This is a genomic window from Streptomyces sp. S07_1.15 (assembly GCF_020739505.1).
Classification (GTDB): Bacteria; Actinomycetota; Actinomycetes; order Streptomycetales; family Streptomycetaceae; genus Streptomyces; species Streptomyces xinghaiensis.
On the sequence record NZ_JAJBZK010000001.1, the window covers coordinates 4,847,962 to 4,861,920 of the forward strand.

17 protein-coding genes are annotated in these 13,959 nt (G+C 71.9%); 9 read left to right on the forward strand and 8 right to left on the reverse strand.

The window, feature by feature from the left end:
* Positions 1-34: 34 nt before the first annotated feature.
* Positions 35-1,666, reverse strand: a complete 1,632-nt coding sequence (locus LIX60_RS20855; RefSeq protein WP_227959839.1) for a carboxyl transferase domain-containing protein — start codon at positions 1,664-1,666, stop codon at positions 35-37.
* A gap of 247 nt (positions 1,667-1,913) precedes the next feature.
* Between LIX60_RS20855 and LIX60_RS20860 the strand changes: the two genes are divergently transcribed.
* The 3 genes from LIX60_RS20860 (at position 1,914) to LIX60_RS20870 (ending at position 4,869) form a co-directional block, all read left to right on the forward strand.
* Complete coding sequence (locus LIX60_RS20860) at positions 1,914-2,522, forward strand: TetR/AcrR family transcriptional regulator (RefSeq protein WP_043467084.1); 609 nt, start codon at positions 1,914-1,916, stop codon at positions 2,520-2,522.
* Positions 2,523-2,778: 256 nt separating this feature from the next.
* On the forward strand, positions 2,779-3,936 hold the full coding sequence (locus tag LIX60_RS20865) for an acyl-CoA dehydrogenase family protein (RefSeq protein ID WP_227959840.1): 1,158 nt from the start codon (positions 2,779-2,781) through the stop codon (positions 3,934-3,936).
* 45 nt (positions 3,937-3,981) lie between these two features.
* The gene (locus LIX60_RS20870; protein WP_227959841.1) at positions 3,982-4,869 is read left to right on the forward strand and encodes an acyl-CoA thioesterase II; all 888 of its coding nucleotides are present in this window, start codon (positions 3,982-3,984) and stop codon (positions 4,867-4,869) included.
* Positions 4,870-5,016: 147 nt separating this feature from the next.
* Here LIX60_RS20870 and LIX60_RS20875 read toward each other — a convergent pair whose 3' ends face one another.
* Positions 5,017-5,823 (reverse strand): phosphatase, encoded by an 807-nt coding sequence (locus tag LIX60_RS20875; protein ID WP_227959842.1) that lies wholly within the window; start codon positions 5,821-5,823, stop codon positions 5,017-5,019.
* Between the two features lie 153 nt (positions 5,824-5,976).
* Here LIX60_RS20875 and speB point away from each other — a divergent pair, with 153 nt between their 5' ends.
* Positions 5,977-7,080: an agmatinase gene (gene speB / locus LIX60_RS20880; protein ID WP_227959843.1), complete on the forward strand. Its 1,104-nt coding sequence runs from the start codon at positions 5,977-5,979 to the stop codon at positions 7,078-7,080.
* Between the two features lie 53 nt (positions 7,081-7,133).
* On the opposite strand, the gene LIX60_RS20885 is transcribed toward speB, so the two are convergent.
* Entirely contained in the window at positions 7,134-7,604 is a 471-nt protein-coding gene (locus LIX60_RS20885) for an ATP-binding protein (protein ID WP_227959844.1), read from the reverse strand.
* A 256-nt stretch (positions 7,605-7,860) separates the two neighbouring features.
* Here LIX60_RS20885 and LIX60_RS20890 point away from each other — a divergent pair, with 256 nt between their 5' ends.
* Genes LIX60_RS20890 through LIX60_RS20900 form a run of 3 tightly spaced genes read left to right on the forward strand, consistent with a single transcriptional unit; the run spans position 7,861 to position 9,182 of the window.
* Positions 7,861-8,715 (forward strand): helix-turn-helix transcriptional regulator, encoded by an 855-nt coding sequence (locus LIX60_RS20890; RefSeq protein WP_227959845.1) that lies wholly within the window; start codon positions 7,861-7,863, stop codon positions 8,713-8,715.
* Positions 8,716-8,726: 11 nt separating this feature from the next.
* Positions 8,727-8,942: a DUF397 domain-containing protein gene (locus LIX60_RS20895; RefSeq protein ID WP_227959846.1), complete on the forward strand. Its 216-nt coding sequence runs from the start codon at positions 8,727-8,729 to the stop codon at positions 8,940-8,942.
* A 27-nt stretch (positions 8,943-8,969) separates the two neighbouring features.
* A complete protein-coding gene (locus tag LIX60_RS20900) occupies positions 8,970-9,182 on the forward strand; it encodes a DUF397 domain-containing protein (protein WP_227959847.1) in 213 nt (70 codons plus the stop codon).
* A gap of 85 nt (positions 9,183-9,267) precedes the next feature.
* On the opposite strand, the gene LIX60_RS20905 is transcribed toward LIX60_RS20900, so the two are convergent.
* Complete coding sequence (locus LIX60_RS20905; RefSeq protein ID WP_227959848.1) at positions 9,268-9,729, reverse strand: Lrp/AsnC family transcriptional regulator; 462 nt, start codon at positions 9,727-9,729, stop codon at positions 9,268-9,270.
* 93 nt (positions 9,730-9,822) lie between these two features.
* Between LIX60_RS20905 and LIX60_RS20910 the strand changes: the two genes are divergently transcribed.
* A complete protein-coding gene (locus tag LIX60_RS20910) occupies positions 9,823-10,320 on the forward strand; it encodes a rhodanese-like domain-containing protein (protein ID WP_227959849.1) in 498 nt (165 codons plus the stop codon).
* A gap of 161 nt (positions 10,321-10,481) precedes the next feature.
* The gene (locus tag LIX60_RS20915; RefSeq protein WP_227959850.1) at positions 10,482-10,874 is read left to right on the forward strand and encodes a helix-turn-helix domain-containing protein; all 393 of its coding nucleotides are present in this window, start codon (positions 10,482-10,484) and stop codon (positions 10,872-10,874) included.
* Between the two features lie 156 nt (positions 10,875-11,030).
* Here the strand turns inward: LIX60_RS20915 and LIX60_RS31780 are convergent, their stop codons facing one another.
* From LIX60_RS31780 to LIX60_RS20935, 4 genes are read right to left on the reverse strand one after another with little or no spacing between them, the layout of a single operon-like run.
* Positions 11,031-12,338, reverse strand: a complete 1,308-nt coding sequence (locus tag LIX60_RS31780) for an FAD-dependent oxidoreductase (RefSeq protein WP_227959851.1) — start codon at positions 12,336-12,338, stop codon at positions 11,031-11,033.
* Complete coding sequence (locus tag LIX60_RS20925) at positions 12,331-12,504, reverse strand: rubredoxin (RefSeq protein ID WP_227959852.1); 174 nt, start codon at positions 12,502-12,504, stop codon at positions 12,331-12,333. Before LIX60_RS20925 ends, LIX60_RS31780 begins: the two co-directional genes overlap by 8 nt.
* Positions 12,501-12,665, reverse strand: coding sequence for a rubredoxin (locus tag LIX60_RS20930; RefSeq protein WP_227959853.1), 165 nt, complete (start codon positions 12,663-12,665; stop codon positions 12,501-12,503). The genes LIX60_RS20925 and LIX60_RS20930 overlap by 4 nt, the downstream gene beginning before the upstream one ends.
* Positions 12,665-13,840 carry an alkane 1-monooxygenase gene (locus LIX60_RS20935; protein WP_227959854.1) on the reverse strand — a complete coding sequence of 392 codons (1,176 nt, stop codon included), beginning with the start codon at positions 13,838-13,840 and terminating at the stop codon, positions 12,665-12,667. Before LIX60_RS20935 ends, LIX60_RS20930 begins: the two co-directional genes overlap by 1 nt.
* Positions 13,841-13,959: the final 119 nt, after the last annotated feature.

The following is a 13,959-nucleotide window of genomic DNA, read 5'->3' on the forward strand; positions in this document are numbered from 1 at the left end:
CGTCATCTCCGTTGTCATCTCGTCCGCCGCCCCGTCACATCCGGAAGACGCCGTAGCCGGGTGCGGCCGGGTCCCGCTGCGCCAGCGGCGCGTTGGCGCAGGCGGTGAGGGCGAGGCCCAGGACCTGGCGGGTCTCCAGCGGGTCGATCACGCCGTCGTCCCAGAGCCGGGCGGTGGCGTAGTAGGCGTTGCCCTGGGTGTCGTACTGCTCGCGGATGGGGGCGCGGAACGCCTCCTCGTCCTCCGCGGACCACTCCTCGCCGCGCGCCTCCAGCTGGTCGCGTTTGACGGTGGCCAGCACGGAGGCCGCCTGCTCGCCGCCCATCACGGAGATCTTGGCGTTGGGCCACATCCACAGGAACCGCGGTGAGTAGGCCCGGCCGCACATGGAGTAGTTGCCCGCGCCGTAGGAACCGCCTATCACGACCGTCAGCTTGGGCACCCGGGTGCAGGCGACGGCGGTGACCATCTTGGCGCCGTGCTTGGCGATGCCGCCGGCCTCGTAGTCCCGGCCGACCATGAAGCCGGAGATGTTCTGCAGGAAGAGCAGCGGGATGCCGCGCTGGTCGCACAGCTCGATGAAGTGGGCGCCCTTCTGGGCGGATTCGGAGAACAGGATGCCGTTGTTGGCGACGATGCCGACCGGGTGGCCGTGGATCCGGGCGAAGCCGGTGACGAGGGTCTGGCCGTACTCCGCCTTGAACTCGGCGAAGCGCGAGCCGTCCGTGATCCGGGCGATCACCTCGCGGACGTCGTAGGGGGTGCGGGAGTCGGCGGGGACGGCGCCGTAGAGCCCGGCCGGGTCCACCGCCGGCTCCTCGGCCGGCTCCACGGACCAGGGCAGCGGCCCGCGCTCCGGGAGGGTGGAGACGATGGTGCGGGTGATGCGGAGGGCGTGGGCGTCGTCCTCCGCGAGATGGTCGGTGACCCCGGAGATCCGGGAGTGGACCTCGCCGCCGCCCAGCTCCTCGGCCGTGACGACCTCACCGGTGGCGGCCTTCACCAGCGGCGGGCCGCCGAGGAAGATCGTGCCCTGGCCGCGGACGATGACGGCCTCGTCGCTCATGGCCGGGACGTAGGCCCCGCCGGCCGTGCAGGAGCCCAGCACCGCCGCGATCTGCGGGATGCCGGCACCGGACATCCGGGCCTGGTTGTAGAAGATCCGGCCGAAGTGCTCGCGGTCGGGGAAGACCTCGTCCTGGAGGGGGAGGAAGGCGCCGCCGGAGTCGACCAGATAGAGGCACGGCAGGCGGTTCTCCAGCGCCACCTCCTGGGCCCGGAGGTGCTTCTTCACCGTCATCGGGTAGTACGTGCCGCCCTTGACGGTGGCGTCGTTGGCGACGATCACCACTTCGCGGCCGGAGACCCGCCCGATGCCCGCGATCACCCCGGCCGCCGGGGCCGCGCCGCCGTACAGGCCCTCGGCGGCCAGCGGGGCCAGCTCCAGGAACGGCGAGCCCGGGTCGAGCAGCGCGTCCACCCGGTCCCGGGGGAGCAGCTTGCCGCGGGCGGTGTGGCGGGCGCGGGCCTTCTCGCCGCCGCCCAGCCGGGCCGCGGCCAGCCGCTCCCGCAGCTCCGCCGCCAGCTCGCGGTGCGCCGCCTCGTTGGCCCGCCAGGCCGCGGACGCCGGATCGGCGGCGCTCCTCAGCACGGGTGCCTGCTGCATGGTCGAGCTCCCTTGCTCGGTCAGTGCTCTGTGCTCGTTCGGTGCTCGTTCGGTGCTCGTGCGCGGTGGTGCTGTGGGCGGCCGCCGGTCCGCGTGCGCCCCTGGACGGTCCGCACGGCCCCGCCGGTGCCCGGGCGTGCCCAGGGGTGCGGTGCACGGCCCCGGCCCTCCGGGCAGAGGGGTTAATGAGCGTTAACGTCCGGCTTCAGGTTAACGACCGCTAACCCCCGTTGTCTAGAATGCCTTCATGACTCCCCCCGCTGCCGCCACGGGCGCGGCTCCCACCCGCCGCGAGCAGATCCTCAGGGAGGCCGCGCGCCTCTTCGCCGAGCGCGGCTTCCACGGCGTCGGTGTGGACGAGATAGGGGCGGCCGTCGGTATCAGCGGCCCCGGTCTGTACCGCCACTTCCCGGGCAAGGAGGCGATGCTCGCCGAACTGCTGGTCGGCATCAGCAGCCGGCTGCTGCACGGCGGCCGGCGCCGGGTCGCCGAGACGGCCGGGCCGCCCGGTGCCGTGCTGGACTCGCTCATCGACGGCCACATCGACTTCGCCCTCGACGACCGGGCGCTGATCGTCCTCCACGACCGGGAGCTGGACCGGCTGCGGGAGAGCGACCGCAAGCTGGTCCGCCAGTTCCAGCGGCAGTACGTCGAGCTGTGGGTCGGTGTCGTCCGCGACGCCTATCCGGACATCACCGAGGACGAGGCCCGCGCCTCCGTGCACGCCGTCTTCGGCCTGCTCAACTCCACCCCGCACCTCGGCAGCCCGGGCGCCCTCTCGGGGCGCGAGCCGATGGCGGCCCTGCTGCACCGGCTGGCGCGCGGGGCCTTCGACGCGGCCGTGCCGGCCCTGTGAGCGGCGGGAACCGCCTCCGTTCCCCTGCTGCTCCCGCCTCCGTCCCCCGCCGCTCCCGTCCCCGTTCCCCCTCGGCCGCCGCCTCCGTCCGCGCCCGCTTCTTTCCGCGGACCGTGACGGACGTCTCTGGACAGTGTGGGTAACTGCCGGGTAGCTTTCCCTGAGCAAGCGCTTAGACATGGATGCGGGTGAGCCTTGCCCGGACCGGCACCGGTCCGCCCACCACCGGGGTTCCAGCAGAGGGAGGCGTGCGGAGATGCGTCGCACGGTGTTCAACGAGGACCAGGAAGCGTTCCGGGAGACCATTCGCGATTTCATCGCCGCCGAGGTCGTCCCCGTCTACGACCAGTGGCTGGAGGCCGGCCAGGCTCCGCGCGAGTTCTACTACAAACTCGGTGAGCTGGGCATCTTCGGCATCGAGGTGCCCGAGGAGTTCGGCGGCGCCGGCGAGCACAGCTTCAAGTTCCAGGCGATCATCGCCGAGGAGAGCGCCCGCGCCGGCGTCAGCTTCGGCGGCAGCAGCGTGCACGTCGGGCTCTGCCTGCCGTACCTGCAGGCGTACGCCACCGACGAGCAGAAGAAGCGCTGGCTGCCGAAGTTCGTCACCGGCGAGATGATGTTCGCCATCGCCATGACCGAGCCGGGCACCGGCTCCGACCTGGCCGGCATGAAGACCACCGCCAAGCTCTCCGAGGACGGCAGCCACTACGTCCTCAACGGCGCCAAGACCTTCATCACCGGCGGTGTCCACGCCGACCGCGTGATCGTCTGCGCCCGCACCTCCCCGCTGAACCCGGAGGACCGCCGCGCCGGCATCTCCCTCTTCGTCGTCGACACCAAGTCCGAGGGCTACGCGGTCGGCCGCAAGCTGGAGAAGCTGGGCCTGAAGACCTCCGACACCGCCGAGCTGTCCTTCACGGACGTCAAGGTGCCCGCCGAGGACCTGCTCGGCGAGGAGGGCAAGGGCTTCTCCTACCTCGGCCAGAACCTGCCGCAGGAGCGCCTCGCCATCGCCATGGGCGCCTACGCGCAGGCCGCCGCGGCTGTCAACTTCGCCAAGGAGTACGTCCGGGACCGCACGGTCTTCGGCAAGCCCGTGGCCGCGTTCCAGAACACCAAGTTCGTGCTGGCCGACTGCAAGGCCGACGTGGACGCCATGGAGGCCGTGGTCGACCGCGCCCTCGACGCCCACGACGCCGGTGAGCTGACCGCCGCCGACGCCGCCTCCGCCAAGCTGTTCTGCACCGAGAAGGCCGCCGAGGTCATCGACAAGTGCCTCCAGCTGCACGGCGGTTACGGCTACATGATGGAGTACCCCATCGCCCGCCTCTACGCGGACAACCGCGTCAACCGCATCTACGGCGGCACCAGCGAGGTCATGCGCACCATCGTCGCCAAGTCGATCGGGCTGTGAGGGCGGGGCCCGCCTCCCTCACCCGCAGCTGAGCGCACAGACGACATGAGCGAAGCACTCCGGAGTCTCCTCGATCTGCTCGATCTGGAACGGATCGAGGAGAACATCTTCCGCGGCGCCAGCCGGCCCGCGGTGATCCCCCGCGTCTTCGGCGGCCAGGTGGCCGCCCAGGCGCTGGTCGCCGCGGGCCGCACGGTGGAGCCGGACCGCCCCGCGCACTCGCTGCACGCGTACTTCCTGCGGCCGGGCGACCCCGGGGCGCCGATCGTCTACACCGTCGACCGCATCCGCGACGGCCGCTCCTTCACCACCCGCCGGGTGGTGGCGGTGCAGCACGGCAAGCCGATCTTCCACCTCTCGGCCTCCTTCCAGCTCCACGAGGAGGGGCTGGAGCACCAGGAGCCGATGCCCGCCGCGCCCGACCCGGAGACCCTGCCGACGGCGGCCGAGCTGCTGCCCAAGCACGCGCATCTCTTCAGCGACCCGGGCGTCGTGGACCGGATGCTGGAGGCCCGCTCGGCCGTCGATCTGCGCTACGTCGACGAGCCGCCCTACGCCACCGCCGCGCAGGGTCCGCGCGAGCCCCGCTCCCAGGTATGGTTCCGGACGAACGGCAAGCTGGGCGGGGAGATCGACGCACCGCTGCTCCACGTCTGCCTCGCCACCTATGTCTCCGACATGACGCTGCTCGACTCGGTGCTCCTCGCCCACGGGCGCGGCGGCTGGGCGGTCGGCGACGTGGTCGGCGCGAGCCTGGACCACGCCATGTGGTTCCACCGCCCCTTCCGTGCGGACGAGTGGCTGCTGTATGACCAGAGCAGCCCCTCGTCCTCCGGCGGGCGGGGGCTGGGACAGGCCCGTATCTACACCGCCGACGGCCGCCTCGCGGTGACCGTCATCCAAGAAGGGCTGGTCCGGGTGCCTCGGGTGTGAGGTGTCCCGTGACCGGGTCCGGCGGGGCCGCCGTGGAGACGGACGGCGGCCCCGTCCGGGCCGTACAGGTGCGGGAGGGCCGGTTCCCTGGACCATGGGGCACCGGCCCTCCCGTTCCGTTTCCCGCCCCTCCGGCGCTCTCCCCGGCTAGGGGCCGGACAGGCCCCGGAGGCCGGCCGCGTCCAGCAGATACGCGGTCATCGGGTCGTAGAAGCGCGGGTCGAGGACGTGGTCGTCCAGCGGGACCGTGACGGCGAGGGTGCCCTCCGCCTCGCCCAGGAACAGCGCCGGGTCGTTGCAGTCGGCGAACCCCACCGCCTCGACGCCGCGCTGGCCCGCGCAGCCCGCCCAGCCGTGGTCCGCCACCACCAGATCCGGCAGGGGCCGGCCCGCGCGCTCCAGGGCGTCGAGGATCGCGGCCATCGGCGCGGGGGAGTGGGTGTGCCAGAGGGTGGCACCGCGCTCCAGCACCGCCACGTCGGCGAACTGGACGACGAATCCCTCATCGGCCCGCAGGCCGCCCGGGATCTCCATGACCTCGCAGCCCGCCGCCCGCATCCCGGCCGCGACGGTGCGGTGCACGTCAAGCAGCCCGCCCGGGTGCCCGGTCGCGAAGAGCACCCGGTGGCCCTCCCCGGCGGACTTGCGCAGCACGGCCGCCATCCGGTCCAGCGCGTCCACCGTCAGCCCCGGGTCGATCGTGTCCTGGCCGGCGCGGTGGCCCGGGTCGTCCACGACGCCGCAGCGCTCCGCCATCACCGCCAGCACATCCTGCTCGTCGGTCCACCGGTCGCCGAGCTCCAGCCCGAGCCAGTAGTGGCGGTCGCCGTTGGCGAGCTTGCGGTAGTGGGACAGGTTGTTGTCCCGGGGCGTGGCCACATTGCCCGCGATCCGCGTACGGACGAGGTGGTCGATCAGCTCGGCGCGGCCGGGGGCGGGGCTGGGTATCGGCATAGGGCCATTGTGACCCGTACGGACAGGGGATGGCCGTCCTGTCCAAATAGCGCGCGGGGCCACTCGCAAACGTACATGTGCGGAATCCGGCGTTCTGCTTAGGCTCGGGGGGACCGCAGCCGCACCCGACCGCCGAGAGCAGAGGCCCCGCGCATGACCTCAGCCGACCGCAGCCACCAGGACGAGGCCCAGGGCCGGGACGAGGCCCAGGCCCGGGACGAGGTCCGCGGCCCGGACGGGGCCGGGCGCCCGGACGGCCGGGAGGCCGGAGCCGGCAGCGCCGCCGCCGGTGGGCGCGGCGGACCGCCCCGGGGCCCCGTCGACTCCTCGCGCGTCCCGCGCTACGCCGGGCCCGCCACCTTCGCGCGGCTGCCCCGGATCGACGAGGTCGGCGGCACCGCGGACGTCGCGGTGGTCGGCGTGCCCTTCGACAGCGGCGTCTCCTACCGGCCCGGCGCCCGCTTCGGCGGCAACGCCGTCCGCGAGGCGTCCCGGCTGCTGCGCCCGTACAACCCGGCGCAGGACGCCTCCCCCTTCGCGCTGGCGCAGGTGGCCGACGCCGGCGACATCGCCGCCAACCCGTTCAACATCAACGAGGCCGTCGAGACGATCGAGGCCGCGGCCGACGGCATCCTCTCCACCGGCGCCCGGATGATGACCCTCGGCGGCGACCACACCATCGCCCTGCCGCTGCTGCGCGCGGCCGCCCGCCGGCACGGCCCGGTCGCCCTGCTGCACTTCGACGCCCACCTGGACACCTGGGACACCTACTTCGGCGCCGAGTACACCCACGGCACCCCGTTCCGCCGGGCCGTCGAGGAGGGCATCCTCGACACCTCGGCCCTCTCCCACGTCGGCATCCGCGGCCCGCTGTACGGCCGGAAGGACCTGGACGAGGACGAGAAGATGGGCTTCGGCATCGTCACCTCGGCCGATGTGATGCGGCGCGGCGTGGACGAGATCGCCCAGCAGCTCCGCGAACGCATCGGCGACCGCCCGCTCTACATCTCCATCGACATCGACGTCCTGGACCCGGCCCACGCCCCCGGCACCGGCACCCCGGAGGCCGGCGGCCTGACCTCCCGCGAACTGCTGGAGATCCTGCGCGGCCTGGCCGGCTGCCATCTGGTCTCGGCGGACCTGGTGGAGGTCGCCCCGGCGTACGACCACGCGGAGATCACCTCGGTCGCGGCCTCCCACACGGCGTACGAACTGACCACGATCATGGCCCGCCAGATCGCGGCGGCCCGCGGCTGACCCGGAGACCGGCGGACGGCCCGCCGCGGGCTCCCGGGCCGGTGACCGCCCTGTCACCGCCCGCCCCGGTCGACGAGCTGGAACCACACGCTCTTCCCGGTGGGCGGCCGTCCGCCATGCCACATGGTTCCCCAGTCGTCGGCGCACGCCTGGACGAGCAGCAGCCCGCGCCCGTGCTCCGCCGTCTCGGGCGCGAACTCCGGCGCCATGCCGTCCCCTTGCGCCGCCTGCGGCCGGGGCATGCCGCACGGGTCGTCGTCCCGCACGGAGACCCTCAACCGGTCGGCCTGAACGGTCGCTTCGAGCGTCAGCCGGCTCACCTTCGTGTGCAGATGAACGTTGGAGACCACCTCCGAGACGAGCAGCCGCGCCAGCTCGACGAGCGGCGTGTGCCCGGTGACCGTGAGCAGCCCGGTGAGCATGTCCCGGGCGACCTTGGCGGTCTCGGGGATGTTCGGTGCCTGCATGGAATACGAGCGGACGGGGGCGTCGGCATGGGGGCTGACGAGAACGGGCGTGCTCAACGGGTCCTCCGGTAAAGGGTCTTGGCGAGATGCGGCCACCGGGCGCCCGCCACCGTGGCTCTGCCGGTCCGCAACGCGCGGACCGGCCGCGCTGCGGATTTACCGGCGTGCGTAGCGGTACGAGCACAGACCGTAGGTGCATGTATGTACCGGTACAAGGATTCACTGGACTTTTCACTCGTGTGAGTGGGGGCGTGGTATAGCTACGCGGCACAGGTTCAGCGGACCGGCGAAGCGAGAAAGGGCTCTCCGACGCATGCCACCCAGGGTCACTCCCACAGTCCGGCAGGCCCGGCTCGGGGCCGAGTTGAGGATCCTGCGGGAGCGGGCGGGGCGGACAGCGAGGGAAGCAGGCGCACTGCTCGGAGTGGACCAGGCGCGGATGAGCAACATCGAGGCCGGTCGTATCGGCATCGGCGAGGAGCGCATCCGGCGGCTGGCCGCCTTCTACGCCTGCGGTGACCGGGCGCTGATCGACGCGCTCTGCGCCATCGCCAACGAGCGCCGGGGACAGCACTGGTGGGAGGAGTACCGAGGAGTCCTTCCGCCAGGCTTCCTCGATGTCGCGGAATTGGAACACCACGCCACCTATCTGCGGTCCCTGCAGATCGTTTCCATTCCGGGCATCCTCCAGACCGAGGAGTACGCGCGAACGATCTTCGGCGGTGACGTCCCGGCGCTTCCGGACACCGAACTGGAGGCCCGGGTGGAGCACCGCATGAGACGGCGCCTGATTTTCGAGCGCCCGGATCCGCCCGAACTCACCGCACTCATCCACGAGGCGGCCTTGCGCATGAGGTTCGGCGGCCGACGGGTCGCCGGCGCACAACTTGCCTACGTGCTCGAAGTCTCCGAGGCGCCCTCCGTGACCGTCCGCGTCATCCCTTTCCGCAACGAGGAGTTCTTCGAAGCCACGCAACCTCTGCTGTACGCGGGAGGAGCCGTGCCACAACTCGACACGGTTCAGATGGACACCATCTTCGGCGGGCACTACCTGTACGCCGAGGCTCAGCTCAACAAGTACCGGGCGTTGCTCGACATCGCGGAAGTCGCCTCCCTCGGCATCGAGGACTCCCGGGACCTCATCCAGCGCATCATCCGAGAAAGGTGAGCGGAGATCCTATGAGTACACAGCTGTGTTGGCAGAAGTCCTCTTTCTCCGGAGCCAGTGGCGAAAACTGCCTGGAGATCGCGGGTGTGCCCGGTGGTCTTCTCATACGGGAGAGTGAGTCGCCCCGGGCCGTCTTCATGGCCAGTCGACTGGCGCTTGCCGGGCTTGTGGCGGGCGTCAAGGCGGGCGAGTTCGACACTGTGGCGCAGGAGACGCGCCCGGCGTGATGAGAGACCTCCAGCGGAGGGATGGGTATGCAGATGCCAGTGCACTGGCAGAAGTCCTCGTTCTCCGGGGCGGAGGGGCCGAACTGCCTGGAGATCGCCGGTGTGCCCGGTGCTCTCCTGGTGCGGGAGAGCGACACCCCCGGAAACGTCCTCACGGCCAGTCGCGCGGCGCTCGCCGGGCTCGTCGCGGGCGTCAAGGCGGGCGAGTTCGACCGGCAGGGCGGCTCCGGCAGGCGGTGAGCCGCAGCCTCGGCGGGGACTCCCGGCAGGGTTCTCAGGGCCGGCTCCCGGCCCGGGTTCTCCGGGCCGGAGAACCCGGGCACGGTCAGTTCTCCAGCGCCTCGGCCGTGATCGCCCGGCTCCGCAGCGGGCTGGAGTAGACGACGGTGGTGGTCGTGGAGCCGAGTCCGGCGATCCGGCCGGTGATCCGTTCCAGATGGCGCATCGAGCGGGCGACGACCTTCACGACGAAGCAGTCCTCTCCGGTGACGTGGTGTGCCTCGGTGATCTCCGGCGTCGCGGCGATGAGGTCGTGGAAGGGCTTGTAGTTGTTGGTCGGGTAGCGGAGCCGGACGAAGGCCAGGATGTCCAGGCCGAGTCGTTCGGGGTCGACCACCGCCGCGTAGCCGCTGATCACGCCGCTCTCCTCCAGCCGCCGGACTCGTTCCGCCACGGCGCTGGGGGACATGGAGACGGTGCGGGCCAGTTCGGCGTAGGAGGCGCGTCCGTCGCGCTGGAGGGCTTCCAGGAGACGCAGATCGGTCTCGTCCGTGGAATGAGCGGTCATGACCGGTGAATACCGGGGAACGGGCGGCGGATCAAGGGAATTGCCACTGCTCCATGGTTCCGGGCTCGCGGCCGGAAATCTAGCGTTACGGGCATGACGACCACCGCACCCACCACCACGCACACCAGCCCGGCCCTGCGGGTGCCGCCCGCCGGGCCGTCCGAGGCCGCGGCCTTCTTCGCGGCCCGGCTGGCCTTCCAGGCGGACGTCTCCGATGTCCACGCCTCCCTGGCCTCGGGAGCCCCGGGCTTCGTCCTGGTCGACTCGCGCGGAAGCGCGGGATGGGAGCAGGGGCACATCCCGGGCGCGGTGCACCTGCCGACCGCCGTCATCCCCGCCCGCGCCCCTGAACTGCTGGACCCGGCAGTCCCGGTGATCACCTACTGCTGGGGCCCGGGCTGCGACGGGGCCACCCGGGCGGCACTCGCACTCGCCCGGCTCGGCTACCGCGTCAAGGAGATGATCGGCGGCATCGAGTACTGGATCCGCGAGGGATTCGCAACGGAGACGGCGGCCGGCACCGAGGCCCGTCCGGCCGACCCGCTGACGTGCCCCGCCGGGCCGGACGAGGACGCTGCCTGCGGTTGCTGAGAAGCACTGGCTGGGTGTCGGCTGCCCCAGCATCGGCCCTCGATCCGGTCCAGAAGGCGGTCGGGGAGGCGCTGTCCCCGATCGGGTGAAGAGCAAGGCGAACGGAAATCTGTGGTGTGGGGTGGATATAGCGTCGATGCCATGAAATGGGGAGCGGTCGAATGGGACCGGATGTCGCTTCATGGCCGGCCACGCTCGACGACAAACGCTGGGCCCAAGCCGTGATGCGTCTCGACCTGCTGGAGCAGCGTGATGTCCGAGAACTGCGCGCCGGCCTTGCCGAAGCCCGTCGGGCGCGGATCATCACCCCGGAGATCGAGGAGGAGTACGCCGCCGCCCGGCTGCGGTTCGAGCTCGGGGAGACGGTGCGCGCGCGGAGGACCGACCTGGGCCTGACCCAGGCCGAGCTGGGAGAGCGAGCGGGCATGACACAGTCCGCGGTGGCCAGGTTCGAGGGCGGGGGCACGGTGCCCACCCTGGCTGTTCTGGAACGGCTCGCGCAGGCGCTGGGTCTCGATCTCCGGGTGGAGTTGCGGCCGGCCGAGTCGGCGTGATCCCTTGCGCGCGGTACTTGCGGCCTGGGGCGGTGCCCCGGGGTGGGCGAACCCGCGGTGAAGCGGGCCGCGCGGGCGGGCCCGGACGCCGCCGGGCGGCCCGCGTCCGGGAGGCCCGTGTCCGGGAGGCCCCTGTCAGTAGTCCTGTTGACAGCGTCACCTTGCGGCCGCGTGTGATTCGCCGGTTCCCGGGGCGTCCGGCTCCCCGGACTCCAGCAAGAGGGTGTGGCCCGCCGGCTGCCCGTCCGTGAGGAGTGCGTGGGTGACCGCCGGCGTTCGCGCGGTGGCTCGGGGCGGGCTGTCGTAGGGGTGGCCGAGGGCGGTCCGCAGGGCGCGGAAGTCGTGGGGTCTGCCGGCCGCCGCGGCTCCCACCGGGCGTCCGTTCGCCGTCGCCACGGCGGCGAAGTCGAAACCGGCGAGGTCCCCCTGCACCGTCAGGGTGTCGGCGCCGGCGAAATGACCGGCGATCTGCAGCATCACGCCGTACTGGTCGGTCCATGTCCAGGGCACCGCGGCGAAGGGTGTTCCGGCGCCGAGCATGTTCCTCGCGACGGCGGCGGCCTGCTGCTGGGCGTGGTTCCACTGCTCGACGCGCACCCGCCGGCCGAGGACCGGGTCGGGAAACAGCGCGACGTCCCCTGCCGCGAAGACACGCGGATCGCTGGTCGTCCCGAGGGCGTCGACGCGTATGCCGTCACCCACGTCCAGGCCCGCCCGGGCGGCCAGTTCGACGTCGGGCCGCATGCCGGCGGCGACCAGCACCGTGCGCGCGGGCCAGCTCCTTCCGTCCCGGGCGGTCGCCACGAGCATGCCGTCCCGCCGGGCGAGCCGGGTGAGCGCCACCCCGGTGTGCACCCGGGTCCCGTGGGCGCGGTGGAGCTCCAAGACGGCGCGGCGCAGAGGGCCGGGCAGCACCCGGCGCAGGGGCTCCGCGCCGGCTTCCAGGACGGTGACGTCGAGCCCCGACAGCCGGGCGCTCGCGGCGACTTCCAGGCCGACCAGCCCCGCACCGATGACCAGCAGCGGTCCGCCGGACTCCAGATCGGCGCGGAGAGCGGGTACGTCGCCGAGGCCGCGCAGCGTGTGCACACGGTCGTGGCCGGCGGTGAACGGCAGGGTGCGGGCGCGTCCTCCGGTCGCCAGCAGCAGTCTGTCGTACGGCAGCCGGCTTCCGTCGGAGCATTCCAGGGCGCCGCCGGCGAGGCCCGTGACCTTCGTGCCGGTGCGCAGTTCGATGCCGAGTTCCTGCCAGGCCGCCGGCGGCTTCAGGCGGAGCCGCTCGGGCGTCAGGGCCCGCTTGACGAGGTCCTTGGACAGCGGCGGACGCCGGTACGGCGGGTGGGGTTCCTCACCGACCAGGACGACGCGGCCGTCGAAGCCCTCCTCGCGCAGGGTGAGCGCGGCGGTCGCGCCCGCGATCCCGGTGCCGACCACGGCGATGGTGCGGGGCGCGGCCTCAGGCACGGGACGCCTCGGCCATCTGGAAGTCGGCCTTGGCGGCACCGCAGTCGGGGCAGGACCAGTCGTCCGGGATGTCCTCCCAGCGGGTGCCGGGGGCGATGCCCTCCTCGGGCCAGCCCTGCGCCTCGTCGTAGACGAAACCGCACACCAGGCATTCCCAGACCTTCATGCCAGCTCCTCGAAGTCGATCTTCTCGCGGACCCCGCAGTCCGGGCAGGGCCAGTCGTCGGGCACCTGCGCCCAGGCCGTGCCGGCGGGGAATCCCTCGCGCGGTGCGCCGGCGAGCTCGTCGTACACGTAGCCGCAGACGGGGCACAGGTAGCGGCTCATCAGCGGCTCCCGTGGCGGGCGAGGACCTTGTCCCTGGTGCGGGGGTGGATGTTGGCCCGGGTGACGTCACCCTCGTAGTGGGCGAGGAGCCGGGGATTCATCACCCGCCGCCACAGCGGTGGCACGACGGCGAGCAGGATCATCCCGGCGTAGCCGGTGGGCAGTTGCGGGGACTCCTCGAAGTGGCGCAGGGCCTGGTAGCGGCGGGTCGGGTTGGCGTGGTGGTCGCTGTGCCGCTGCAGGTGGTAGAGGAAGATGTTGGAGGCGATGTCGTCGCTGTTCCAGCTGTGCTGCGGGGTGCAGCGCTCGTAGCGGCCCGAGGGGGTCTTCTGCCGCAGCAGCCCGTAGTGCTCGAGGTAGTTGACGACCTCCAGCAGGCAGAAGCCGATGACCGCCTGGACCGCCAGGTACGGCAGCACGCCCGGCCCGAACGCGGCGGTGAGCACGGCGAAGAGGGCCGCCGACATCGCCCAGGCGCTGAGCACGTCGTTGTGCGGGCTCCACGGGCTCTTGCCGAGCCGGCCGAGCCGCTGCTTCTCCAGGTGCCAGCCCGAGCGGGCGCTGCCGTACACCGAGCGCGGCAGGAAGGCCCAGAAGGACTGGCCCAGGCGGGAGCTCGCGGGGTCCTCGGGGGTGGCGACCCGTACGTGGTGGCCGCGGTTGTGCTCGATGTAGAAGTGCCCGTAGCAGGTCTGGGCGAGGGCGATCCGTGCCAGCACGCGTTCCAGCGCGTCCTTCTTGTGGCCGAGTTCGTGCGCGGTGTTGATGCCGAACCCGGCGACGATGCCGATGGTGACGGTCAGCCCCGCCTTGTCCACGGCCGACAGGCCGCCGCGGGACCACAGCCAGCAGGCCAGCACCAGCCCGGCGTACTGGAGGGGCAGGAACAGGTAGGTGCACCAGCGGTAGTACCGGTCGGATTCCAGCCAGGCGAGGACGCTGTCGGGCGGATTGTCGGAGTCCTTGCCGACGAGCAGGTCCACCAGCGGGATCACGCCGAAGACGACCGGCAGCAGCAGCCACCAGAAGACGCCGTGTCCCGTGGCCGCCGCCAGCCCCCACGCCGCGAACGGGAAGGCGGGCAGCACCAGTCCGAGCAACCACAGGTAGCGCTTGCCGTCTCGCCACGTCACCTGTGACGCCGGCGCTCCGGGCGGATACGAGATCCCCACCATGACCCACCTTCATTGGACGCGCTTCATTGGACACGCTTCATTGGACACTTCGGCCGTGAACTGTCCAGAAACTAGACAGTTCCGCATTGAGCGTCAAGGTGTTGGACAGTGCTCGTTAA